Origin of the sequence: Lactobacillus sp. wkB10 (assembly GCF_000760615.1) — a bacterium.
GTDB classification, from domain to species: Bacteria; Bacillota; Bacilli; order Lactobacillales; family Lactobacillaceae; genus Lactobacillus; species Lactobacillus huangpiensis.
This window is the reverse complement of the sequence record NZ_JRJB01000010.1, coordinates 1-24,453: the sequence shown is the minus strand read 5'-3', so window position 1 is coordinate 24,453 and position 24,453 is coordinate 1. Positions and strand designations below refer to the sequence as shown.

27 protein-coding genes and 1 other annotated feature are annotated in these 24,453 nt (G+C 36.6%); of the genes, 20 read left to right on the top strand and 7 right to left on the bottom strand.

What is annotated here, in order from left to right; genetic code table 11:
- Positions 1–66 precede the first annotated feature (66 nt).
- A complete protein-coding gene (asnA, locus tag LACWKB10_RS07730; RefSeq protein ID WP_034980837.1) occupies positions 67–1,080 on the bottom strand; it encodes an aspartate--ammonia ligase in 1,014 nt (337 codons plus the stop codon).
- Between the two features lie 60 nt (positions 1,081–1,140).
- Positions 1,141–1,382, bottom strand: a binding site (T-box leader).
- Positions 1,383–1,504: 122 nt separating this feature from the next.
- Here asnA and LACWKB10_RS07725 point away from each other — a divergent pair.
- A complete protein-coding gene (locus LACWKB10_RS07725) occupies positions 1,505–1,981 on the top strand; it encodes a hypothetical protein (RefSeq protein WP_034980835.1) in 477 nt (158 codons plus the stop codon).
- Between the two features lie 31 nt (positions 1,982–2,012).
- Here LACWKB10_RS07725 and LACWKB10_RS07720 read toward each other — a convergent pair whose 3' ends face one another.
- A complete protein-coding gene (locus LACWKB10_RS07720; RefSeq protein WP_034980833.1) occupies positions 2,013–2,315 on the bottom strand; it encodes a nucleoside triphosphate pyrophosphohydrolase in 303 nt (100 codons plus the stop codon).
- 134 nt (positions 2,316–2,449) lie between these two features.
- Here LACWKB10_RS07720 and LACWKB10_RS07715 point away from each other — a divergent pair, with 134 nt between their 5' ends.
- Complete coding sequence (locus tag LACWKB10_RS07715; protein WP_034980832.1) at positions 2,450–3,091, top strand: nitroreductase family protein; 642 nt, start codon at positions 2,450–2,452, stop codon at positions 3,089–3,091.
- A 51-nt stretch (positions 3,092–3,142) separates the two neighbouring features.
- On the opposite strand, the gene cls is transcribed toward LACWKB10_RS07715, so the two are convergent.
- Together cls and LACWKB10_RS07705 are read right to left on the bottom strand one after the other, a co-directional pair.
- On the bottom strand, positions 3,143–4,606 hold the full coding sequence (gene cls / locus LACWKB10_RS07710; RefSeq protein ID WP_369792491.1) for a cardiolipin synthase: 1,464 nt from the start codon (positions 4,604–4,606) through the stop codon (positions 3,143–3,145).
- A gap of 17 nt (positions 4,607–4,623) precedes the next feature.
- Positions 4,624–5,556 carry an alpha/beta hydrolase gene (locus LACWKB10_RS07705; protein WP_034980830.1) on the bottom strand — a complete coding sequence of 311 codons (933 nt, stop codon included), beginning with the start codon at positions 5,554–5,556 and terminating at the stop codon, positions 4,624–4,626.
- 69 nt (positions 5,557–5,625) lie between these two features.
- Between LACWKB10_RS07705 and LACWKB10_RS07700 the strand changes: the two genes are divergently transcribed.
- Positions 5,626–6,426, top strand: coding sequence for a ribonuclease H family protein (locus LACWKB10_RS07700; RefSeq protein ID WP_034980828.1), 801 nt, complete (start codon positions 5,626–5,628; stop codon positions 6,424–6,426).
- Here LACWKB10_RS07700 and LACWKB10_RS07695 read toward each other — a convergent pair whose 3' ends face one another.
- Positions 6,427–7,395, bottom strand: a complete 969-nt coding sequence (locus tag LACWKB10_RS07695; protein WP_034980827.1) for a DUF1002 domain-containing protein — start codon at positions 7,393–7,395, stop codon at positions 6,427–6,429.
- A gap of 137 nt (positions 7,396–7,532) precedes the next feature.
- On the opposite strand from LACWKB10_RS07695, the gene LACWKB10_RS07690 reads away from it, so the two are divergent.
- From LACWKB10_RS07690 to LACWKB10_RS07665, 6 genes are all read left to right on the top strand, one after another.
- On the top strand, positions 7,533–8,378 hold the full coding sequence (locus tag LACWKB10_RS07690) for a glycosyltransferase family A protein (protein WP_034980825.1): 846 nt from the start codon (positions 7,533–7,535) through the stop codon (positions 8,376–8,378).
- A complete protein-coding gene (locus LACWKB10_RS07685) occupies positions 8,375–9,031 on the top strand; it encodes an alpha/beta fold hydrolase (RefSeq protein WP_034980823.1) in 657 nt (218 codons plus the stop codon). The genes LACWKB10_RS07690 and LACWKB10_RS07685 overlap by 4 nt, the downstream gene beginning before the upstream one ends.
- 154 nt (positions 9,032–9,185) lie before the next feature.
- A complete protein-coding gene (locus LACWKB10_RS07680; protein ID WP_034980821.1) occupies positions 9,186–10,166 on the top strand; it encodes a ribose-phosphate pyrophosphokinase in 981 nt (326 codons plus the stop codon).
- Positions 10,167–10,306: 140 nt separating this feature from the next.
- Positions 10,307–10,990 (top strand): TetR/AcrR family transcriptional regulator, encoded by a 684-nt coding sequence (locus tag LACWKB10_RS07675; RefSeq protein ID WP_034980819.1) that lies wholly within the window; start codon positions 10,307–10,309, stop codon positions 10,988–10,990.
- A gap of 11 nt (positions 10,991–11,001) precedes the next feature.
- On the top strand, positions 11,002–11,832 hold the full coding sequence (locus LACWKB10_RS07670) for a hypothetical protein (RefSeq protein WP_034980817.1): 831 nt from the start codon (positions 11,002–11,004) through the stop codon (positions 11,830–11,832).
- Between the two features lie 45 nt (positions 11,833–11,877).
- Complete coding sequence (locus LACWKB10_RS07665; RefSeq protein WP_034980816.1) at positions 11,878–12,351, top strand: nucleoside 2-deoxyribosyltransferase; 474 nt, start codon at positions 11,878–11,880, stop codon at positions 12,349–12,351.
- A gap of 66 nt (positions 12,352–12,417) precedes the next feature.
- On the opposite strand, the gene LACWKB10_RS07660 is transcribed toward LACWKB10_RS07665, so the two are convergent.
- Positions 12,418–13,416 carry a CAP domain-containing protein gene (locus tag LACWKB10_RS07660; RefSeq protein ID WP_052060339.1) on the bottom strand — a complete coding sequence of 333 codons (999 nt, stop codon included), beginning with the start codon at positions 13,414–13,416 and terminating at the stop codon, positions 12,418–12,420.
- Between the two features lie 133 nt (positions 13,417–13,549).
- On the opposite strand from LACWKB10_RS07660, the gene LACWKB10_RS07655 reads away from it, so the two are divergent.
- The 10 genes from LACWKB10_RS07655 (at position 13,550) to LACWKB10_RS07610 (ending at position 22,261) form a co-directional block, all read left to right on the top strand.
- Positions 13,550–14,587 carry a helveticin J family class III bacteriocin gene (locus tag LACWKB10_RS07655; protein WP_034980814.1) on the top strand — a complete coding sequence of 346 codons (1,038 nt, stop codon included), beginning with the start codon at positions 13,550–13,552 and terminating at the stop codon, positions 14,585–14,587.
- 153 nt (positions 14,588–14,740) lie between these two features.
- Positions 14,741–15,826, top strand: a complete 1,086-nt coding sequence (locus LACWKB10_RS07650; RefSeq protein ID WP_034980811.1) for a D-alanine--D-alanine ligase family protein — start codon at positions 14,741–14,743, stop codon at positions 15,824–15,826.
- A gap of 26 nt (positions 15,827–15,852) precedes the next feature.
- On the top strand, positions 15,853–16,632 hold the full coding sequence (locus LACWKB10_RS07645; RefSeq protein ID WP_034980808.1) for a helix-turn-helix domain-containing protein: 780 nt from the start codon (positions 15,853–15,855) through the stop codon (positions 16,630–16,632).
- A gap of 124 nt (positions 16,633–16,756) precedes the next feature.
- Positions 16,757–17,881, top strand: coding sequence for a YibE/F family protein (locus LACWKB10_RS07640; protein WP_152560581.1), 1,125 nt, complete (start codon positions 16,757–16,759; stop codon positions 17,879–17,881).
- The gene (locus tag LACWKB10_RS07635; RefSeq protein ID WP_034980805.1) at positions 17,878–18,648 is read left to right on the top strand and encodes a YibE/F family protein; all 771 of its coding nucleotides are present in this window, start codon (positions 17,878–17,880) and stop codon (positions 18,646–18,648) included. The genes LACWKB10_RS07640 and LACWKB10_RS07635 overlap by 4 nt, the downstream gene beginning before the upstream one ends.
- Positions 18,635–19,453, top strand: a complete 819-nt coding sequence (locus LACWKB10_RS07630; protein ID WP_034980802.1) for an alpha/beta hydrolase — start codon at positions 18,635–18,637, stop codon at positions 19,451–19,453. The genes LACWKB10_RS07635 and LACWKB10_RS07630 overlap by 14 nt, the downstream gene beginning before the upstream one ends.
- Positions 19,454–19,644: 191 nt before the next feature.
- A complete protein-coding gene (locus LACWKB10_RS07625; protein ID WP_052060338.1) occupies positions 19,645–19,893 on the top strand; it encodes a hypothetical protein in 249 nt (82 codons plus the stop codon).
- A gap of 180 nt (positions 19,894–20,073) precedes the next feature.
- A complete protein-coding gene (locus tag LACWKB10_RS07620) occupies positions 20,074–20,604 on the top strand; it encodes a hypothetical protein (protein ID WP_034980797.1) in 531 nt (176 codons plus the stop codon).
- Positions 20,605–20,647: 43 nt separating this feature from the next.
- Positions 20,648–21,235, top strand: coding sequence for a TetR-like C-terminal domain-containing protein (locus LACWKB10_RS07615; protein WP_152560578.1), 588 nt, complete (start codon positions 20,648–20,650; stop codon positions 21,233–21,235).
- A 141-nt stretch (positions 21,236–21,376) separates the two neighbouring features.
- The gene (locus LACWKB10_RS07610) at positions 21,377–22,261 is read left to right on the top strand and encodes an SDR family NAD(P)-dependent oxidoreductase (protein WP_034980793.1); all 885 of its coding nucleotides are present in this window, start codon (positions 21,377–21,379) and stop codon (positions 22,259–22,261) included.
- Between the two features lie 97 nt (positions 22,262–22,358).
- Here the strand turns inward: LACWKB10_RS07610 and LACWKB10_RS07605 are convergent, their stop codons facing one another.
- Entirely contained in the window at positions 22,359–22,724 is a 366-nt protein-coding gene (locus LACWKB10_RS07605) for a hypothetical protein (protein ID WP_034980791.1), read from the bottom strand.
- Positions 22,725–22,951: 227 nt separating this feature from the next.
- Between LACWKB10_RS07605 and LACWKB10_RS07600 the strand changes: the two genes are divergently transcribed.
- Positions 22,952–24,453 (top strand): M1 family metallopeptidase (locus LACWKB10_RS07600; protein WP_034980789.1); only part of this gene is annotated, 1,502 nt, incomplete at its 3' end.

The window sequence follows — 24,453 nt, the reverse complement described above, 5'->3', positions numbered from 1 at the left end:
CATATAGGGTTATTGCAATAAAAAACCATGCAGTTTCTTTTTAACTGTATGGCTTTTCTTCATTTATTATAGAATTTGAATGTCATGTTCTTCGCATTTGGCAATCATATCATGAGGCCAAACACTAGCTTGAACTTCACCGATGTGAGCTTTGCCAAGCAAAAGCATACATAAGCGAGATTGACCAATTCCACCACCGATGGTATAAGGTAATTCTCCATCAAGTAACATCCGGTGAAATTCTAGTTTTTCACGATCAAGGCAATCAGCCTTCTTTAGCTGTTCGTGCAAGCTTTCAGGACTAACACGGATACCCATAGAAGAAATTTCAATTTTTTGTTTTAAAGGTTCATACCAAAAAATTAGGTCACCGTTTAATTCCCAGTCATCATAATCGGGTGCACGACCATCATGTGGCTTGCCGCTTCTCTTCAGCTTGTCACCGACTTTCATAATAAAGACAGCTTTTTCTTCCTCAGTAATTTTGTTTTCTCTTTCTTCAGGACTAATATCCGGCCAGCGATCTTCTAATTCTTGTGTAGTAATAAAGTAAAGTTTTTCTGGCAAACGGTAAGTAGAAGCAGGATAACGGAAAGCACAGCCAGCTTCAATTTCTTTAATTGCAGCAAAAATCTTGGTAACGGTACTTTTAAGAGTTTCTATCGTTCTCTCCTCTTTGGCAATGATTTTTTCCCAATCCCATTGGTCAACATAAATTGAATGAAAGTTATCTAAATCTTCATCGCGGCGAATGGCGTTCATGTTAGTAAAAAGTCCTTCATGCATGCTAAAGCCATATTTCTTCAGTGCCATTCTTTTCCATTTGGCAAGTGAATGCACTATTTCGAGTGTGTCATCTGTTGGTAAATCCTTAGCATCAAAAGCAACTGGACGCTCAACGCCATTTAAGTTATCATTAAGCCCAGTATGCTTTTCGACGAACAGGGGGGCAGACATTCGTTGTAAATGTAATTTTTTAGCTAAAACCTTTTGAAATTCTTCACGAATATAAACAATTGCTGCTTCGGTATCGCGAATTGTGAGAGTTGGATGATAACCTGCGGGTAAAATTAAAGTCATTGTTTTGACCTCCTGTAAATTTAAGGAAAAGAAAAAGCCCTTTATCCCGTTTTTAATAAAAACAAGGACGAAAGGCTTTTTCCGCGGTACCACCTTAATTGCCCAAATATAGGGCCAACTCATGAAGCACTATCATGCTTCACCAGCGTGGTAACGTACTGGAGACGACACAACCTACTTTTACAAAAATTTCAGCGTGCTGCTAAAAGTGTTTTTCAATAACCCAGGGTCTAACGGTTTTCCACTATCACCGATTCACTTAAAGAGGTAAGTTATCTACTCGTCTTTTTCATTGCATTTAATTTGATAATAATTTAATCATGATTTTAATAAAATTGCAAGTAAAATATCATTAATGTTGAATAAAATATCTAAAGACTGTCAATCTGTTATAATAGATGAAAATACAATTGAGGAGAGTAATATGGTAGTTTTTTATCTAATTTTGGATGCCTTGCTTCTAGGCTACACTTGTTATAGTTGGTACTGGCAGGCAAATATTGACTTAAAGGGACATTATCGCTCGTCTTCAGTTATTTGGGCCGTAATTTTTATTTGGATCGGTTTTGCCTGGCAATTAATTGAAAAGGGCGATCCAGGTCTCAGTATTTTCTTGGCAATATTTTTGTTGATTGGTATTATTGACGGTTTTACGGGTCTCGCACCTAAAAGGGCTGTTGTTTCAGGTTACTTTCGGCGGACAGTCTCATATTCAGAGATTGCGATGGTCACTTTAATTAAAGTGCCTAATCCGAAGAAAAAGCAGGTAATTTGTATTTTAACAACCCAAAAGAACAGACAATATTACCTTCGTTTTTCATACGGCGTAGCACAAATTGTCGAAGCACTTAAAAATCATATACACCATGATATTCGGATTGAAATTCAAGATATTTTTTAAGCCACACATTAACGTGGCTTTTTTAATGAACTTATTTTTCTTCCCAATTCATTTCTAGATACTTGGTAAAGCCACCCTTAAGGGCGCGCTTTTCTTTTACTTGTTTTAAAAAAGTCGCTTGATCAACGTTTTTAAATTTAAGATAGGCTAAGATAACTTCATAAACGTCACCTAACTCTTCAATTAAATTAGTTTCAGTTTTAGCAGCAAGAACTTCATTAGTTTCTTCAATTAATTTTTTCTTTAAAGCTGGCTCAATTTCTGCGTGACTAAGTTCACGATAAGTAGCATAGTGCGCAAATTCCGGTATTTTGTCTCTAACTAATTTTTTCATTTTTATGACCTTCCTTACTTATAATATTTAAATTTTATTATACTGCTAATTTTTCAAAAAATTATGTGAAGAAGATAACAAAATGTAGTAAAATTAGAAAGTAGAGATATATTTATATTAGAAAGTGTGAAAATATGCGTAATAACGATTTTAATGACGTTGTACAAAACCGTCATTCTGTACGTCACTTTGATAAAAGTGTTAAAATTCCGCGTTCAGAATTTAAAGAAATGTTTGAAGAAACAGTAACTGCTCCTTCCGGCTGCAATTTACAAGGTTGGCACTTTGAAGTAGCAGATACCCCGGAAACTATTGCTAAAGTTAAGAAATACATGCTTAGATTTAACGATCCCCAGATGGACAGCTGTGCTGCGGTAGTGCAAGTCTTCGCCGATGTTTATGCTTATAAGAAGTATCGTGAAAATTGGACCAAGGAATATGAGACAGGCAACATCACTAAGGAAAAATTAGACGAAGTCTTAAGAACCTTTTTGCCATCATATGAAAATGGTACATATTATTCTTGTGCAATTGATTCCATTAGGTCTTGCTCCCTTGCTGCTATGCAGTTTATGCTAGTTGCCCGCAATCATGGTTACGACACTAACCCAATTGCTGGCTATGACGAATCTAAAATTGCCAGGACCTTTAACTTGGAGCCAAAACGCTACTTACCAGTAATGGCAATAGTAATTGGCAAGAGCAATGAAACCGAAGAAACTATGGCTAAAACAACTCGCTACCCAGCTGAAACTGTTTATCACTTTGCGGAATAAATAATAAGAGCCCATTTTAAAAGCCTTCCGTCTTGGAAGGCTTTTTGTTATTTATAAAATTGGCGAAAGCATCCGTGAAAAACTTTGCAAAATCTTAAGCCAACGTCCCTGTTTGGCAATATCCTCAGGAGTCAATAATGAAGAAACTTTCATATCGTCTTCAAATGATTTGGCAACTTCTCGAGTGAAATTTTTATCATAAAAAACTGCAACATCTTCAAAATTAAGATCATATGAGCGGTAATCCTGATTCATTGACCCCACTGTAGAAAAAGTATCGTCTACTACAATTGTTTTGGCATGAATAAAACCTTTGTTGTAAATATAAATTTTAATGCCATAACGGGATAATTCATTGGCATACCATTGGGTAGCGCGGTAAATAAATGGGTGGTCTGGTTTACACGGTATCATAATTCGTAAATCTACTCCTGACTGGGCAATTGTTTGCAAAGTGGCAAACATTGCATCATCAGGAATTAAATATGGTGTCTGAATCCAGAGCCGTTTTTTTGCTAGAGACATCAGCCGCATAATACCATTACGCATATTAGCATTATAGCGGTCAGGTCCGTCTGAAACTATTTGTGTTGCTACATCACCGGGGTGAATCTCATTTTCATCCAAGTTGGGGAAAAGGATAGTATTGAAAGCAATGACTTGGCTTTCTTTTTGAATTGAGGCGTTCCAATCCATGACAAACCGCTCTTGCAATAATAAAGAAGCAGATCCGACAATCCGCACCTGACTGTCACGCCAATAACCAAATTTTTTCTTGCGACTCAGATACTGGTCACCGATATTAAAGCCGCCAGTCCAAGATGTTTTGCCATCAACTACTACAATTTTACGGTGCAGGTGGTAGTTAATCCGGTACCGCGTAATCATGTTGCGTGAGGTAATAAAGGGCAGGACTACGCCGCCGGCTTTTCTTAACTGATCAAACCAGGCTTTAGTTGCGCCCATAGAACCCCAGGCATCATATAACAAACGAACTGTTACGCCTTCTTGCGCCTTTTTAATCAGTAAATTTAGAAAATCGTTGCCGATTTCATCATTATAAAAGGTATAAAATTCAACATTTACTGATTGCTTAGCGTTATTAATGTCAGCCATCATATCATGAAACATTATTTTACCATCGGTATAGAGCTTAACATGATTGTTTTTGCTCAATGGAGATTCGCCATCATGATCAAAAAAGTGTACCACCATTTTAGCTCTATTTGAGGTGTCAGATGTACTAATTTTTTTAGGTGCAGCAGTAATAGACTTTTGCACATTGCGCAGACCGATATGATGCTGCTTGTTAATGGCAAAAATGTTTTCCTGTGAAATTCCCCGACCAAAAAAGCCGTAAATGATCATCCCTAAAACTGGAAAAACCAGCAGAATAATCAGCCAGGCCCAAGTAGTTGAGACAGAGCGTCTTCTATGAAAGACGATATAAAAGGCTAGTATAGTATTAGTAATAATGATGATACGTCCTATGTCGCGGAGCAGAATCACACGTATTTCCTCCAAAAATCAAATTACTTCTTAATGCCAATAAACTTATCAATAATGTCGATTACAAATGGGTTATCGTGCATCCAGCTGTGTTCAGCGTATTTTTTACCGCGAATTTCAACTTCATGATAAGATTTAGCATAAGGAGCCAAAATATAGCGTATGCTTTTAGCAGAAGTGACGGAAATAAATCTGTCACTATTAGTGTTATCCAAAACATTACCATAAATATTTAATACTGAAATATTAGGATTAAACCGTTTGCGTCTGAGCAACAGATACAGATAGTGCAGATTAACTACAGCTGGACGACCTTTTTGGTTAAAAGCATTTACATTGGGAATATCTCCTAAATAAAGAACACCGTCAAAAGGACCTGCGATAAATGCACATTTGACTAAATGAGGGAAATTTTTTTTCCGACATTCACGCATTTCAGTCCTTACTATACAGGGACAAGCCAATGAATGTGCAATTGCTGAATAATGTGAAAAGTGGTACCTTTGAGCTAAAAAAGGCAGTGTAAAACGAAGATAGTAGTCAATTGCATATACGCCAACGAGTCTCTGGCGAAAAGCAACTTGTACTATTGGATTTGGGTCACCAGTCCAAGTCCCTTCTAACTTAAAGTTTCCCAGTAAGTCAACAGTAACTTTGAGATATTTGGGATTGCCTTTATCAGCAAGTGCCTGCTTGATCATCACCTTTGTGGTGTAGTCACCGCCTCGAAAGCCATGAAAATAAATTATAGGTATCTGGTCAAAGTTGCCTTTTTTTGGCTCAATAGTGGCATCATCTTCGATCCTTTTTTTGTGCAAACGCAAGAAAATACGTGTAGGTGCAAAAGTTGCCAAGACAGCTAAGAAAAGCATGCTTAGTCTACTAGGTTCCTTTGCCAGGTCGCGTTTGTGGTTTTTCTCCACTTCTTCCTTGTATTTTTTAGTATTGAAGAACATAATACCACCTTAAAAATAGAACTACTTATATTTTAGCATTGACTGGGAATTTTAGTGATGGGGGAACATATGAAATTTTATGCAGTAAAAAAAGGCCGCAAGCCAGGCGTTTATCGCACCTGGGAAGAGGCTCGGAAACAGGTTGAGGGCTATTCTGGCGCCGAATATAAATCCTTCACCAAAATAACTGACGCTACTGAATATTTAGATTGGGACAGCAAAACAGTTCATCAAGTTTTTCAAAAAGACGAGAATTTATTACAAAAAGCCATTGCCAAGATTCAAAAAGGAAGTCGCAAAATCAAGCAAAATTCTGCCATTGACAATACACAAAAAGTGACAAAAGCAACTGATCAATTACTTCCAGCAGATTACGGCAATTATTTTGCCACTATTTATACTGACGGCGGTACCCGCAATACCGGTAATTTTAAGGGTGGTCATGTGCGAGAAACCGATAAAGCTGCATGGGCTTATCTAATTGAATGGCAAGATCAGGGTCATAAAAGATCTGTTTTTGATTCAAACGGTGAATTTGGTGCTACTAATAATAAGATGGAACTAACAGCTTTAATAGAAGCGCTCAAAAAATTGCTCGAGTTGGGCTTTAATGAAAGACCATTATTATTTGTGCTGGATTCACAATACGTTTTAAATCCAATTACTAAAGGTTGGCTTAAAAATTGGAAAAAACGGGGATGGGCAAAAAGTACGAAAGGTGCAATTGCAAACCTTGAGTGTTGGCAGGAGCTTGATCAGCTTTTAAGTAAATTTTCTCAATCTAAATTCGAATGGACTAAGGGACACGCTAATAATCGCGGCAATGAATTTGTTGATCATACATTAAACAAATTTATGGACCAAATGTAATTAATTAAAATTAACAACAATCAAGCCACTAAAAAGATTGCTGAAAAATGAAGTAATATTATGCCAAATTTGTTCAAACCAGTTACGATTTTCTGGAGTGTTTATTTTATCGAAGATTCCTTTGGCGTTTTTCTTGATGTTTTTGGACAAGGCATCAGCCTGGTCCTTAAATTTGTGATTTTTTAAAGCACCGGAATTACGGACTTCAATTAAGACATTAATAATCTGTTGTTTTTGATTATTATTAATCACGTCACCAAGATGATTAATATTGATCTGATTGTTTACAATATCATGAATTTGACTATCTGACACATTGTTGCCGATTTTACCCATCTCCTGTTTAGCGCCGGCAACTGCATTATTTAATTGTGCATCGCTATAGCCGCTTTTATCCTTATTTTCCTTGGTAATTTTACTTAAGGTATTCATTTCATCTTGTGCCGCATTCACTTGATTTTGATTTAAATTTTCTCCAGTTTTGTTGTAGGCAGCATAAACACCTGCTAAAGCACCAGAGCCATCGATTGGAACAGCGCTGGTAACATAAATATTGGCATCAGAAATACCGGCAGTTAAAGCAGCATTTTTATATTGATCAGCTGTAATTGTTGTGATATTATTACTCCCTTGATAATCAAGGATGTGGACATTAATGCCATTACCTTGTCCTGCTTTTTCAATCATGGCACTGGACCAGACACCAGAGTGGGTGGTAAAGTTTGCACCTGAAGGATTAAGATATTTGACTAAATCCTCACCAGTAATAGTAATTGTTTGGTAACTACTGCCGTTTAGCGGTTCGCTGAGTGTTTTCAGTGTACCGCTTCTTTGAGAATCGGTTAAAGAAGTCCCAAGGCAAACAACTGGTAATTCATCTGCTTTAACAGTTTGTGTAACAGTGCTGCACATGAACATACCAAAAAATAACAGTGTAATAAAAGTTGAAATTGTTTTTGCTTTTTTCATAAAAAATTACCTCCTCTTGATTGTTCTTAATTATACTAAATGATAAATACAAAGGGTTAAATTATAGTTATGTATTACTTATTTAACGTTATTTTTAATATTTAAAATGTTATAATAACAAATTAAAGGAGGAAGCTATGATTCAACAACCTGAATTAACTGTCATTATGCCAATTTACAATGTTGAAAGATATTTAGAGCGGGCACTTGATCATTTAGCTAAGCAAGATGATCCCAATTTTAAGTTGTTAATTGTCAATGATGGTTCAACGGATAATACGCGAAAAATAGCAGAAAGCTATCGTGAAAGATTCCGTTACTTTAAAATAATAAACAAGCACAATGGTGGTCTATCTGATGCACGTAATGTCGGTATTGCTAATGTCGATACGCCATATTTTACATTTCATGATGGTGATGACTGGGTAGATTCCGATTATACAGCATTTTTTGTAAATGCTTTTCATAACCATCCTGATGCAGCAATGGTTTCCTGTGGCTTTTGGCTTGATTATGAAAACAAATCAGGCTCGATTCCTGTTACCAAAAAAATTGTTCAGGGCATGAAGGACAAGGCTAGAACTTACCAGTTAATCAGCAACCCATTAGGCTCTATGTGTGACAATCATTTTCTAGCTAGCCCAGTTAAAGGCTATACCTGGAACAAGGGCTATAAATTATCTGTTGTGCGGCGGAATCATCTTCACTTCATGGAAAATTTAGCTTTTATGGAAGATCAGATATTTAATGTACAATATTTGTCTCTAACTGAAGGCTTTTATTGTGATAGTAAACCTATATACCATTATTGGCAGCGTAAGGATAGCATGGTTCATCACTTTAACGCAAAAATGATACCTGATAATTTTAAGGCTAACTACATTATTGCTAAAACCATTGTTCACAGTTTTTGGTGTGAGCATAAGAAAGAAAAAAATTCTAGTCAAGATTTGGTAGAAGCTAACGAAAGAGACCAAAGATGAGAGAAAAAGTTAATGGTAACGAGCTTTATTACAGTAAGTTAGGCAAGGGTGCTCCACTACTCTTATTACACGGTCACCATTTAGATGGTGGCATGTTTGATCAAATTGTTGCTCCGCTTTCTCTTTGCTATACGGTTTATGTTCTGGATATGAGAGGTCATGGTCTCAGCCAGGGAGAAGCAGCCGAGCACTATCAAACTGAAGTTGAAGACCTGGCCGCTTTTATTAAGCAGGTGAATATCAGAGGCTGCTATTGTTTTGGCTTTGATGCTGGCGGTTTGGTGGCAATGATGCTTGCAAGTCAGGATCAAAATATCTTTAAAAAGCTCATGGTGGCTGGTGTCTTTGTGAACGGTAATGGTATCAAATCATATCATTATTTGACTGAAGGCTTTTTGCGTTTCTTGCGTTTGAACCGTGATAGTAAAGTGGAATTGTCAGAAAGTTTCATGTCAGTTGACAGCTTAAAGGCAATCAAGATACCGACTTATTGTGTCGTAGGAGAAAAAGACTGGGTTAAAGTAGAACATGTTCGCTGGTATAGTCAAATTATTCCTCAAGGGCAACTTTTGATTATGCCTAGACAAAAGCATGAAAGTTATGCAGTTAAGAGTTTTAAACTGCTAAATTTAATGGAAGACTTTTTTAAATAGCTTATTTAGTTCGAGAATATTTTTGTTTCAAACTTAATATTTAAAAGCCGATAATAGTTTCGGCTTTTTTGAATTTTTACTTTTCTAGGCACTGGGGAATTTTTTGGTTATAATAGACTTGCAAAGATTGTAATTTTTAAAAAACGAGGTAGTCATGAACAAGGAAGAACTTCTTCAAATATTGCACCCGATGAAGCTGATTGGGTTGGGCGGAAATCCCGCTTTAAATGAAAAAATTGCGCAAATTTTGAAAAAACCGTTAATTGAAACAGCTGTACAACATTTCAGTGACGGAGAAATTCAAGTTAACATTGGTGAAAGTGTCAGAGGATGTGATGTTTTCGTTATTCAGTCAATTCAGGATCCTGTAAATGAAAACTTTATGGAACTGGAAATTGTTTTAGACGCATTACATCGCGCTTCAGCACACAGAATCAATGTGGTAGTGCCATACTTGGCTTATTCACGTTCAGATACCAAAACTCGTTCGCGAGAACCAATAACTGCTAAATTAATAGCTAATTTATTACAAATTACTGGTCTGGATCACATAATTGCTCTTGATTTACATGCTTCGCAAATTCAAGGCTTTTATAATGTACCAGTTGATCATTTGCATGCTATGCCACTTTTAGCACAATATTTTATAGATAACGGTATTGCTACTAAAGAGGAAGACGATATTGTAGTTGTTTCTCCGGACCACTCTGGTGCTAAACTCGCTCGTAATTTTGGTCAATGCTTTGATGCCCCGATTGCGATTGTTGATCAGCGCCGTGCACGTTATGACGCAGATGTGCACGATATGATTGGTGATGTTAAAGACAAAAAGTGTATTATTGTAGATGATTTGATTGATACTGGTTCACGTATTTCTTCTTCAACTAAGTCTGTTTTAGCAGCAGGTGCAAAGAAAGTTTATGTGGCGTCAACGCACGCATTATTATCACAAAATGCAACTGAAGTTCTGAATGAATTGCCAATTGAACAGATAGTGGTAACTGATACAATTAAACACAGTCATTATCCAGACAGAATGGTTCGTATTTCAGTAGATTTGCTTTTAGCACGGGGAATTAATTATGTATATAATGACCGCTCAATGCATTTGTTAAGTGAAAGTAAACTAAAGTAATTACATACTAAACGGCTTATTTTTAGCTTGTGTTTCTTTAGTAAAAACTATCAACCAATAATATACCAGTGCCTTTTTGTTTATTTATTCTATATCATTGGTATAATTAAGGCAAAATGTATAGGAGCTGAGAAAACATTATGGCACGACGTAAAAATTACAAAAGAAGACGTATAATTTTAAGTAATACTTTTCACTTAATTAGAGAAAATGGTATGGACAATGTTTCATTTCAAATGATTGCAGAAAAGTCCGGCATTTCTAAGTCATTACTGCAGTCGTATTATCCACATAAATCAAGCTTGATTGCTGATGTAGTTCGGAACATTCTCAATACATTAGACAAGCAAGTGCAGAAGTTTAGTGTTAATAAAGAAGACGAAGTATGTGCTCGCACCAAAGCCTTTATTTATGCAATTGAAATGCTGGGAATTTATGATGAAGGTCTTAAACGTATTATTACTGAGGTGTTTAAGAGTAACGAATCGCTGGACTTTTGGAGTAAAACTATCAACGACTGGTTAAAAGAAAAGCAGTTGTTTAATCATTTTGACTTTGAACCAAAAGAAGTTCGGATGGGGATTGCCTTTGCCGTAACTGGTGTGAGTCGTCTTTATTATGATAATAGAGAATATGAAGTTTCTCCTGAAGAAATAGCTGATTATGGTACCAAAGCATTTATGTATTGTTTTTTACATTCTTCAAAACCAACTATTGAAAAGGCGCTTAAAGAAGGTCATGAGATAATTGAATCTACTGATATTAAGACCATTCATCATGCGGTAGATACAATGTTTGATGAAGACAAGGAGATTGTCTGTTAGGAAGGAAAAATATGGCAAATGGCGCGCGAGAAGGTTTGCACAGAATAAATCAGGAACAGAACAACCAATACAAACAGGTTCTGTCCTTTATTATCTTTCTGATTGTATCGCTAACCATGATTACCGCGACTTTCCTTAATCCCTTTTTTATGAAGGGACAAATTAGAAACAGTAGTAATGAAGCTGTAGTAGTCAGACAAATAAACAAGCATTTTGATGCATTAGCAGAAACAATTGGAGCTAATAAAAATGGGAATGCCAATCTGCTGACTACTAAGCAAACACAACCAATTGCTGACCATATTATTGACTATACTTTGGGAACCCCTTGGTTCAAGTTTAGTAATATGAAATTGGCCAAGCAAATTTTACATGACATTGATTTGAACATCGATCAAGGTGCATCCAGTGATGCCCAGTTAGTACAAGAAAAATTAAAGGAGCAGAAAAACAATGCTCCATTTGATGTAATCGATACGTTTAATCTGAACACAATCACTCTTGGAGGCAATATTGCTTTTATCTTATTAATTGTTAACGTAATTATACTGATAATGGCTATTATTAGTTTACGTTCATTAATAAGTGATATGGAGTTATTTTTTAATTCAAAAATGCTGACTCACGAAGTTACCGCATGTGGTATGTGGGCAGGTTTTTGGTTAATATTAATTGCGGGCATAATGGCTATTATTCCGGTAATTTTTAATGTTGAAGGTTTAGCTGTATTAGGTTTTGTGTTAGAAATAAGCAGCAGTATCTTTCTGGACTTTGTTATTGTAGGAGTTGTTCTTTATATTTTAAGTGCAATTCCGTGGGAAATTAGTTCTCCAAACAATTAGGCTCTCTGTTTTAAAATAATTAATCGCTTTTTAAAGGAAACATATATGAAAATTTATTTTGCAAATGCTCTGTTTTCACAAGCAGAAATTAATTACAACGCGCAATTGGCGAACAAAATACGTCAAATAGATAATTCAATTGATTTATATTTGCCCCAGGAAAACGCGTCAATTAATGATAAACAGGCTTATGCTGATTCTAAAATGATTGCTCAAGCTGATACTGAAAAATTGCTTAATAGTGATTTGATGATTGCTGTTCTTGACGGTCTCAGTATTGACAATGGTGTAGCGAGTGAAATAGGCGTAGCTTATGCAAAAGAAATTCCGATAATTGGGTTATATACAGATACTCGTCAGCAGGGAGCTACTAACCAAAAGAAGCTACAAGCTTTAACCCAAATTGCCGAAAACCAATTCCATTATGTTAACTTGTATACTACTGGGCTGATCAAACTTAATGGCACCATAGTTAATAATGAAAAAGATTTATTAGCTGCCGTAGCCAACTATATTTAAAATTAACTCAGTTCACATAATAAAACATACGAAACCTCGAAGGAAAATAATTCTTCGAGGTTTTTATTATTCTATTGTCTTGTTTTGAAGTTGAAACAGCTTGAAGGTGTAACTAGTTAAACCCGTGATTTTTACTTCATATTCGTGACCGAGAACTAGTGGAATTGATCCTGGATAGTAGGTAATAATAGTTTCAAAATTGCCATAGCCTGTATGACTGTAATTACGTACATTTTCTGCTTGATAAGTTTCACCAGTGTCTTTATCAGTAATGGTTATTTTTGGTGTGCCTGTATAAGTTTTATTAGAGAGATAAATTGACCAGGCGATATTATCACCTTGTAAAAGCTCAATTGGAAAGACGCCACTATTGGGATAAGTTACTGTTTCTCGACTGGGAGTACGAAAGACATCAGCGGGGTTAAAAACTTTTTGCACAGAATAGCGATACCCGTTTTTGCCATAAGCTGCACCTGCGCCTGTTGTAGTTAAGCGCGTTGATAACAGCCATGCACGGTGACCGGTGTCAGCACCGGTCAAGTTGTACCGATCAGTAATTAAGTCAGTGATAACTTCACCTGCAGTCTGGTCACTGATATTAAAATTAAGATTGGCCTTGCTGGAAATGTTGCGGGCTAGTTGCCAGGTAGTTTTATTAATTGTTTTCGGTCTTTTTTCGTAAGGCAAATTATGCTGATTAACCATTGGATTAGCATCGAGAGCGGCTAAAACGGCAGCAGTTTTTTGGGCAGCAATATTATCTTGAAAATTTTCTTTAACGGGAGTCAACTTGAATAATTTCCTATAAAAGTTGGTATATGCCAATTGACTGTTAAGATAGTCGGGTACAAGTGTGCCCGACTTAAATTTAGTTTTAAACTGCGGCTTGTTTAAATAAAGGTTATTAAGATTATAAATAGTGTTATCAAGTTGTGCATATTCCTGCTGCAAACGACTCACTTCGTTCGTTTCATTTGGAGTGAGTTCTGCAGCGAAAACTTGTGTATTGCTAAAAGGAAAAGTGAAAAGCAAACAGAAGAGGGCAGAATAAAGTTTTTTTATCATTTAAGATGCTCTCCTTTCTTTAGCATAAATTATAAGGCAAAATAAAACCGAGTAGAATTTTATTTTTAAAATAATAATTATATTTAATAAATTGATTGAGTTTTTGGGAAAATTTAGTGAGGAAATGAAGATCTTGGCTAATAATGAAAAGATGCAGGCAGCACAAAACGTCAAAATTGTTCTGTTAAGCAAGTTGGACGATTGGGATGGGGTAACTGGACCAATAGATAAGGACTTGCGCCAAGTGGTAGTCCAGAAAACCAGCATTATTGACGGTTATACTTATGTTTTGCAACACGTAGCAGGAGACAACTTTGTTTATCGCGGCAAAAATGGCAATAATGTTTCTTTTAATAAGCAAATTCCAGTTTTGCATTTAACCGGCATGGCTGCAGGTCATACTCAAACACTGGAGACAGCTGGAAGACCAGGGCAGTGGTTCGTTGGCACAAAGCCAAACGACTTAAATCCCACCTGGTCGACTTGGTCTAAACAAATTGCGCGCATAAAAATTCCACATTATTTTAAGATTGCGACTAATACCAAAATGCAACCAAGATTATCAAATTTAAATTATGCGGGAGCTGATTTAGGCATAGGCTGTGCAGGCAATCAATTTTCCCGCGTAGAAGCTGCAGTTTCACCAGATTTGCGTTATTTTCTGCTTGCATACGGTGATATCGACTATACCGGTTATTTTGCGCTCTATTATTTAGCTGAAATTAATAAGGCGCTTGATGAAGCTGCAACTGCAAGCAAATACGTTGATATCAGAACAATAAAAAGTATAGCCGCTTTTAAAATACCACAATTTTCTGGACGAGCTGGGTTAGTTGGTTCGCTGCAAGGCTTTGCTATTGACAACAACCGCACAATCTATGTTTCCAGTCAATTTGCGGACGACAGGCTCGGTCAAAATAGAAAAATTGTTAAAATTCCTTGGGGAGAAGCTGATCCTGCATTTTGGGAGTTGGTAAATTTAGCCAATGAAAGTAAACTCGAAATTCCAGGCTATTATACTGAGCTTGAGGGCATTCAACTGGCTACCGTTAATGATCTTTACTTAACCGTAGCCTATCATCAGTCTTTTGATCCCACCGCTTTGGGCAAATATCCAACCAAAATCAATCAACTTTATGAAATAACTTGGGATTCGAATAGCAATTTTTAATATAGTGTAAATTTTTGCTTTATGATTTTGCTTTATACAAGACTTTTTGCTTATAATAAAAAATATTCCTAAAAAATTGTCTAATTTACAGCTCTTCGGGTTTTTCTTGCCGTATAATTAAAAGTTAGAAACAATGACTAAGAGGTAAAAATAATGACTAAGAAAACACAAGTTGGTTTAATTTTTGGCGGTAATTCATCTGAATACGAAGTCTCAATTATGTCTGGCCACAACATTTATAATGCGATCGATCAAGATAAGTTTGACGTCCACCCAATTTGGATTACCAATGACGGCTATTTGGCCAGTGAAGAAGACTCTTTTAAAGTCTTAAAGGATCCAAGATATACTATTGAGAATCCGCATGAAGTAGCCAACATTTCAAATTTAATTCAACTAAAGAATTTACCGGAAATTGATGTTTTCTTTCCGATTGTGCACGGCAATTTAGGTGAAGACGGTTGTCTGCAAGGACTGTTCAGAATCTTAAACAAGCCCTTTGTTGGTGACGATGTCCTGGCTTCTGCCGTGACCATGGATAAGGAATTTACCAAGATTTTAGCACAGCGAGTTGGTGTTCCTGTAGCTGACTGGATCGCAATTAAGCGTTTTGAATATGAAGATGCTAATAATGCTAAACGTGATTATGACAAAGTGAGCGCTAAACTGGGCAGTGATCTTTTTGTTAAGCCCTCAAATCAAGGCTCTTCAGTTGGTGTTCATCATGTTACTAATAAAAAAGAATTTGCTGAGGCTCTGGCTGATGCTTTTAGATACGATGATAAGGTCTTAATTGAAGAAACCATTCACGGTACAGAAGTTGAAACTGCTGTTTTAGGTAATGACAAGCCGATTGTTTCCGGTGTAGGACAAATCATTAATGCGGCAGGTACTTTTTACAGTTATGAAAATAAATATGATGATGATTCAACTACTACTTTGCAAATTCCTGCTAAATTACCTCAAGAAATTGTAGATAAGGTTAGAGCGAACGCCTTAAAAGTTTATCAAGTCACAGAATGCAGTGGTTTAGCTCGTGTAGATTCTACTTTGCGTGAAAGTGATCATAAAGTAATCTTAACGGAAGTTAATGCCTTGCCCGGGTTTACTAATATTAGTATGTATCCCAAACTTTTTGAAGAGGCCGGAATTTCTTATTCGGAATTAATTACCCGTTTGATTGTCAAAGCGCAGGAGCGTTTTGATCATAAGAAAAACTTGTTACACAAAATTGGTTAATTTGATTGTGCTGGGGAGTATATCTAATGAGTGAAGATAAGCATAATTTTGAAGAATTAACCGCGCCTTCTGCGACGGCTAAGAAATTGCACATTAGTGTTGCAACTTTACGTAAATATTCTTTAATTGTAGAAAAAGTTACTGGTAAACCGGATTACTATGCACGGACTAAGCAAAATGCGCGCTTATACAGTAAGCAGGATGTGCAGGATCTCGAAGATTTTCACCAATTAGCCCGGGATAATGGCTTAACTTTGCAAGAAGCCGCACAGCAGGTTTTTGCTGTTACTGACAAAAAAGACAAGCCTCAGCATATGGATAATGGTAAAAAGCAGGAGGTAATGTCTACTTCCCAGATGGTGAAATTACTGAATGCTTTGCAACAAACTATTGGTCAGCAAAATATAGCGCTGAGCAACTTGCAAAAGCAATTGAACCATATTGAAAAGCAGAATAAAGAGCTGCTCAAAAAACAAAAGCAATTACAGCAGCCTGCAGCTAAAAAAACTAGTGCTGAAGAAGATTTTAGCGTGTTACCGGATATTTCAGGAATTGTTACCGATAACGGTGATGACATAACTGATGTGCAGGAAATGCCAGAGACGAAGCCTCTAACCGCAGCCGAAAAACGGGCTCAGGTGGCGCAGGATGAAGGAAAATCAAGTGAACAGATGCATGAAGAGATTTTGGCTAAAGCTAAGGAAAATGCTGAAAAAAGTGCAAACGCCAATGCCCACCGCACGTTAGCAGATATGCAGATCGAACCGGAAAAAACTCACTGGTGGCAGCGATTCTTAGATATGTAGGCACATAAAGAACGACTTTTGGTTAAAAGTCGTTTTTATAATATTTAAATTTTACAAATTTAGCTTAAAATTAATGTCTGATAACTGTTTTTAAGTTACAGTAGGTAAGTATAAATCGATGGGAATGATTTGGTTGAAAAAAATTAAAAAGCGCTACTTATTTGCGGTATTAATAGCAGTTGTGGGGTTGATTTTAACCACCTATACCTATTTTGCGACAGATATTTACTCTAAAAATGATGTAGCTGTGGTCACTGACAGTAAAATCAAGGATACTTTGGAAGAGAAAAGTACAGATGTTTACGGCAACAAGGATGAAACCAGAAAGCAGGTTCTTCATTTAAAAGTCTTGTCTGGCAAATTTAAGGGCAAAACCTATCAGACTATCAATATGTATTATCCATCACAGTTAGTTACCCAAAAGTTTCGTGCAGGTCAGCGCCTGTTTGTCAGTGTCAAACACGGTGAACCGGTTATTCAGGATCCTAAACGAGACTGGGTTTTGGTTTTGGCAATGACAGTAATGTCCACGCTGATGGTGGCAGTCTCAGGTAAAAAGTCGTTTAGTTTAATTGCATCGATGATACTCAGCTGGGTAATTTTCTACCTTGTGATTATGCTGGATATTAAACTAAATGGCTCTTATATCGTTTTATTATTTGGCTTAGCCGATATTGTTTTTTCATTCTTTAGTTTATTAGTTGTCCAAGGCTTTAACCGCAAGATGCTGGCAACATGGTTGGCAACAATTCTAGGCACTTTCGTTTCGTTTGCATTGTGCTACTTAATTATGCGTTTGACTGGAGAATCGGAAATTAAATATGAAACAGGAGATTATGCGACACAGGATCCTCGTGGCATCTTTTTAGCACAAACATTACTGGGAATTTTAGGAGCCGTGATGGACGAAGCCACCGATATTATTTCCAGTCTTTACGAATTGATTCAGACTAAAGTCGATTTAACTGCCAAGCAGTTAATTCAAAGTGGACGCACAATGGGACAAGAAATAATGGGACCACTGATTAACGTTTTGGTATTAATCTTTATGTCAGAAGAATTGCCAATGACGATTATCTATTTACGGGATAACAACAGCTTGCGATCCACTTTCGGCTTCACCCTTTCCCTCGGTGTCACACAAAGTATCATTTCCGCAATTGGGATTGTTTTGACGGTGGTCTTTGCCACGGGTTGCAGCCTGCTGTTTTTAGAAGAAAAAAAGCGGAAAGCGGGGATTAAAAAATGAGTACCTTAACTGCCTTACTAATTGTGCTTGCAATCTTGATGACTGCTGTTGGCGGTGAAACAGGGATTCGCAGTTTTTTTAGTGTTTTAATCAATACTTTCTTATTAATTTTAGTTGCTATTCTGATTTCCTGGGGGATTAATATTCCACTTCTGATTTTAATTTTTGTCCCGTTAAAACTGGTAACCATTATTTTCTTAGGAACGCATGATTATCAAGTTGCTAAAAACTCTTTTTATTCTTCACTAATTGTGTGCCTGGCAACTAGTGTAATAATTATGGGTTTTGAATGGTTGGCGCAAGCTGCTGGTCTTGGACCTGAAGCAGGTGAAATTTTGGTAGGATTGTCCCAGATGCCGGGGTTAAGCTATCCTTTAATTGCAGTTGCGGTAGCTATCTTTTCAACGCTGGGTGCTGTAGCCGAATCCGCTGTTGCTATGAGTTCAGGAGTTTTAGAAATCAAAAAGCATAATCCAGAAATTTCGTATGAAGAGCTCAAGGCCAGTGGTGCTAAAATCGGTAATGACGTACTGGGGACAGCTATGAATACAATTTTATTTGGGATGTTCGGCAGCTTTCTTTCGTTATTCTTATGGTACATTCGTTTGAATTATACGTTAGGAGAGGTATTAAACGAAAAAATGTTTGTCAATGAGGCTTTAATTATAATGTACTCTCTAATTGGTGTATTATTAACAGTACCATTAGCAACAACATTTTTAGCAAAAAATATGGTAAAAGTGGGGGAAGAAAATGAAAGTAAATGATTTAACGTTAACTAATTTTAACCAGCGCAAATTCAACCTGCACACATACACCTTGGGTTCAATTGGTGAATTGGTAACTCCAAAGCACCCTTTGGCAATAGTAGTTCCAGGTGGCAGTTTTGACCATTTGTCTAAAAGAGAGGGAGAGCCGGTTGCCTTGGCTTTCAATAATTGCGGCTTTAACAGCGTGGTCATGGAATACAACCTCGTGCAAGACGAAGGTGACATTTATCCAGATGCCGGGCTTGATGTCTTAAGCACTGTTAAATACTTTCGTGAGCATGCGCAAGACTATCAGATTGATCCAGATAAAATAGTCACAATCGGCTTTTCTGCTGGTGGTCACGTTGCCAGTTTTGCCAACAGTATGGCTAACTCTGCAAAATATCAAAAAGAATTTGGTTTTAAGAGTGCGGAAGTTCTGCCTAATAAGACTATTTTGGGTTATCCCTTAATTAATCTGACTAAAATTGGCTTTGATATTCCAGAAGATGAACAAGATAAAGTACCCCAAGATGGATTTATTAAGGATAGTTCATTAGGTGTAACTGCAAATACTCCGGCAACTTTTATCTTCCATGCCTGGGATGATCCAGTTGTACTTGTAACCAATACGTTTGAATATGTGGAAGCCTTGCATAACAAGAAGGTTCCCTGTGAAGCCCATATATTCAATCGTGGTGGTCACGGCTTTTCTTTAGCCCGCAAGGACATGGTGGTTAAGGGTAGAGAATGGCAGGAGAATCCACACGCTGCCCACTGGTTTGAACTGGCACAGGAATGGCTGGCAAGTGAATGGCAATAAAAGGGGTACAGATGCTGTACCCCCTTTTGTTCGGATTTTAGAAGATTTGATTATAAAATTATAATAATATTCATATTAGAAACAAAAAATTTAAATTATTTTAAGCAAAGGCCTTGCATTTATTTTTAAAGGGTATATAATGCTGGTATTTAAATCGAAAGAAAGGACATGATTTTTTGAAGTTAACGAAAATGAAAATTTTAACGGCAGTTAATGGCTTACTAACTCTAAGCAGTCTAATCATGTTATTCTTTGGATTATGCAATCAAGTTAATGAGTCAAAGAATCTGCTAGAAGAGGAACAGACAATTTCGCTGAACGATAATAATATGATTATTTTGGCAGCTGTAGTTGCTTTGATGGTCTTCGGCTGTGCATTCTTTGCTACTTGGTTAAAAGGTGACCCCGCAAAGGCTCATTTATTAAGACACAGAGCGTAAGATGATTAGAAAAGCTGGGCTGTACTTCAATGGTTGAAGTGCAGCTCAGTTTTTTTTGTCTAAAATAATTCAGTTTTGCTAATCTGATACTTTAAATATTCAGTTGCTTGTTTAAGCGAAGATATTTATGATAAACATAAGTATTTGCACAATTAAGAACAAAGAAAAGGATAATAATTAATGTGTAAGATAGAAGATGAAGTTTATGATCCGTTTTTACCTACTTTACTAATTTCTCTTCATGAGGAGTATGTCAAAGAAATTTTAACGGGTCAAAAAATAATTGAATACCGCAAGAGATTTTTTAAAGATAGTTTTCAAGCCTTTGTTTATACAACAGGCAATAATGGCGGAATTCAGTTATTTATCAAATGCGCACCTTTGATTCGCAACAATGCGAAGGCATTAGCTCAGATAGGCCGGGAAATTCAAAATGATGATTATGACGAAATTTATGACTATTTTATGCCTAAAGATGATGGTTGTATTATTCCAATTTTAAAATCTTGTGCTGTTAAAAAGATTTCACTTAACCAGTTGCGCACTGTTTTGCCCCAGATTGTTATTCCGCAAAGCTACCTGTTTTTAGACCGGTCTGATAAAAAAGACTTGCTCGACTTTTTATTAAAGCAGGAATATGATAATTTAATTGTTAACGAGTGGGATGAGCGCTTTGCAAAAATTAAAAAAATAGTGGCAAGTAACAAATAGTTGCTGGAAATTTTTCTTATTGGGTTACAGTGTGGCAAATAAAATGAAAAATAAAGAGATTTCACTAAATACAAAAAGAGAATTTGCGCAGGCATTAAAGAAGTTGCTCCAAAAAGAGTCTTTAAATAAAATTACTGTTTGTGAATTACTTACTTTAACTAATAAAAGCAGACCTACTTTTTATTATCACTTTAGGGATGTACCTGATTTAATCAAATGGACTGTCCAGGATGAGATAATCAATTTATTAGAGCAGTCAAAAGGATATGAAAAATGGTACGAGCATTTATATCAAATTTTTCAATATTTTGTGGTTAATTCAACCTTGGGCAGAGCAATTTATGAAAATCTAGATATTAAACAATTTAATGCAATTTTTAGGGAACCACAAAATCGTATACTTCTTGGCTATATTGATGAAGTAATAAGCAAAGAAAAATTACATGTAAGTCAGAAAGACCGTGACTTTATAGCCCATTTCTTTACTGGTGGATTTACAGAAATAATTATTGACTGGCTTAATAATGGACAAAAAGAGACTCCAGAGGAAATGAGAGATATGTTTCGCAGAACGCAAAAAGATGTAATAGTTCATTGTTTAAAGATGGCTGGTCAAAGTCATAAAAGCTGATTTGCCTAATAGATATGCGAAATTGTTAAATATCTAACAAACTGTGAATATTATATATTTTTATTTATACAGTAAGCGCTTAATATTGATGATGTAAGTAAGTTAGTTCAGTATTGAACAATTAAATAGAAAGGCTTGCACATGAAAGAATTTAAAGATAAAGTTGCACTAATTACTGGTGCAGCACACGGATTTGGACGAGCACTGTCATTAGAAGCAGCAAAAAGAGGGATGAAACTTGCTATTGCTGATATAGATGATGAAGCGTTGAGCAAGACAGAAACTGATATTAAAGATTTAGGCGCGGAAGTTATTAGCATTCCTACTGATGTAACCGATGAAGATGAAGTTGACGCCATGGTCAAAAAGACAGTAGCTGAATATCATGAAATTGATTTATTGATTAATTCAGCCGGGATTGCGGTACCTGGTGGTATTTGTGAACTTCCTACTCGTGATTGGGAATGGATTTTGCATGCTGACTTAATGAGTCAGGTTTGGGCATTAAAGCGTGTAATACCAATTATGCGTAAACAAAAAGATCATTGTGACATTATAAACGTTGCATCAATTGCTGGACTGGTTGCCAGTCCTTCAATGCCATCATACTTTGCTTCTAAGTTTGCGTCTGTGGGACTGACTGAGGCAGTCGAATATGATATGCAGGTTGCAAAAGCCAACATTAGCATGCACGTCTTTTGTCCTGCGTTTGTCCAGACAGACTTATATCATACGGAAAATCATAGGCCAGCTAAATACACTGACAAGAATGATCCTTATTATTCAAGTGAAGCATTTAAGGAAGGTCAAGAACGTGCTAAGCAAGATATTGTAACAGGCATGCCAATAGATAAAATACCTGGAATTGTGTTCAAGGCATTAGAAGAAAATAAATTCTATATCTTGACTCACACAGGGCTTAATCCAATTATTGTTTCTCGTGCAGAAAATATTCCCAGCGGTAAAGGTCCAGATTTGAAGACCTTGGCACCATTCTTGTCAAAGACTCATAATGAAGAAAATTAAATCTTTTTATTTTCACATCTAAATTCATATAAAAAATAGCCTAACAATTAGTTAGGCTATTTTTTATAATGGGATATTTGTATTAAAGAGATATTTATTAATACCAGTGGTGGGCTAACCAAAAGTTCTTGGCGTTAACCCATGAACCATAACGACCGTAAACGTATGTGTCAGCCGTTCTTTCTTGGTTCTTTTTAGAGTAATTACCGTTTAGGTAAGCAATATTTAGTTGGTATTTACCATAACAAACACCGTTGCGCGCGTAATAATTACCACCTGATTCACGCATGGCAATCCATCTTTTAGCTGCGCGTTCAGCTTTTGACTTTTTACGAGCAGCTTGTACTGTTTGTGTACACGAGTTATTATTGTTTGTTTCTATATTTATAGCAGTGACAAAACTAAATGAAAGCGCCAGTGCTGTAATTAACTTAAGTATTAAACTTTTACTGTTCTTCAATATATTTCAATCCCCACAATTAACTATATTAATTCTATGGATAATCATACACAGTCAATATGTCATTGTTGTTACAGAAAGAACACGCAACTCTTACAATATTTTTTAGAAATTTAATAATTCTGCCACTATTGAAAAAAGTAGAGCAAATATCTACTGCTATGAAAAATCATGTTATTTCCATATATGTCTGTTAAAATTGATAATAACTATTATTTTAGGAGGTAAATATGGCTGCTAAACATTTTTATGAAACTTTTCACCCTGAACACTATGACTTGTTCATAGACATTAATCGGGCACAGAAAACTATTAACGGTACTTCAACAATTACAGGTGAGGCACTCGAAAATACTATTTTAATTAATCAGAAGTATATGAAAATTGCTTCTGTCACCAGTGCGGGCAAGGATGTGCCATTCACTGTCAATGAGGACAAAGAAGCTATTGCTATTGAACTGGGTCAAACTGGCAAAGTCACAGTTGAGATTAAGTATTCGGCACCACTGACTGATTCTATGATGGGAATTTATCCGTCATACTATCAAGTTGATGGTGTTCAAAAACAGATTATCGGTACTCAATTTGAAACAACTGCTGCACGTCAGGCTTTCCCATGTGTTGATGAGCCGGAAGCCAAGGCCACTTTTTCTTTAGCACTTAAGTATGATGAGCATGAAGGTGAAACTACGATTGCCAACATGCCAGAAGTTAAAGTTGAAGATGGTGTGCACTACTTCGAGCAAACCGTTAGAATGTCCAGCTACTTGATTGCCTTTGCTTTTGGTGAATTACAATCAAAGATCACCGAAACCAAAGACGGTGTTCAAGTGGGAGTTTTTGCGACTAAAGCACATCAAGCTAAGGAATTAGACTTTGCTTTGGATATCGCAAAAAGGGCAATTGAATTTTACGAAGAATTTTACCAAACCAAGTACCCGCTGCCACATTCTTGGCAATTGGCGCTGCCTGACTTTTCTGCCGGAGCAATGGAAAACTGGGGCTTAGTCACATACCGTGAAGTCGCAATTTTGCTTGATCCTGATAATGCTACTCCTTATCAAAAAGCGTATGTGGCAACGGTTATCGCTCACGAATTGGCGCACCAATGGTTTGGCGACTTAGTTACCATGAAGTGGTGGGATGACTTATGGCTCAATGAAAGTTTTGCCAACATGATGGAATATGTTTCAGTTGATGCTTTGGAGCCGAGTTGGCATGTTTGGGATAATCTTTACCAAATTTCTGAGGTGCCAGCAGCTTTAAAGCGTGATGCCACTGATGGTGTCCAATCCGTTCACGTTAATGTAGAGCATCCAGCTGATATTGATTCGATTTTTGATAGTGCGATTGTTTACGCTAAAGGTTCAAGGATGCTGGTTATGGTACGGGCACTCTTAGGAGATGATGCTTTGCGTAAGGGACTTAAATATTACTTTGAGCAGCACCAATATGGCAATGCTACGGGTGACGACTTGTGGAATGCTCTTTCGACTGCCACCGATTTAGATATTGGTAAGATCATGCATACTTGGCTTGATCAACCGGGTTACCCTGTTGTTTCCGCTAAAGTAAACTCAGCTGGTCACTTAATTTTGAGCCAAAAGCAGTTCTTCGTTGGTGAAGGCAAAGAAGTTGGGCGCAAGTGGGCTATTCCTTTGAACGCAAACTTTGAGGCACCGCAGATTATGTCTGAACGAGAACTGGATCTGGGAGATTACCAAGAATTACG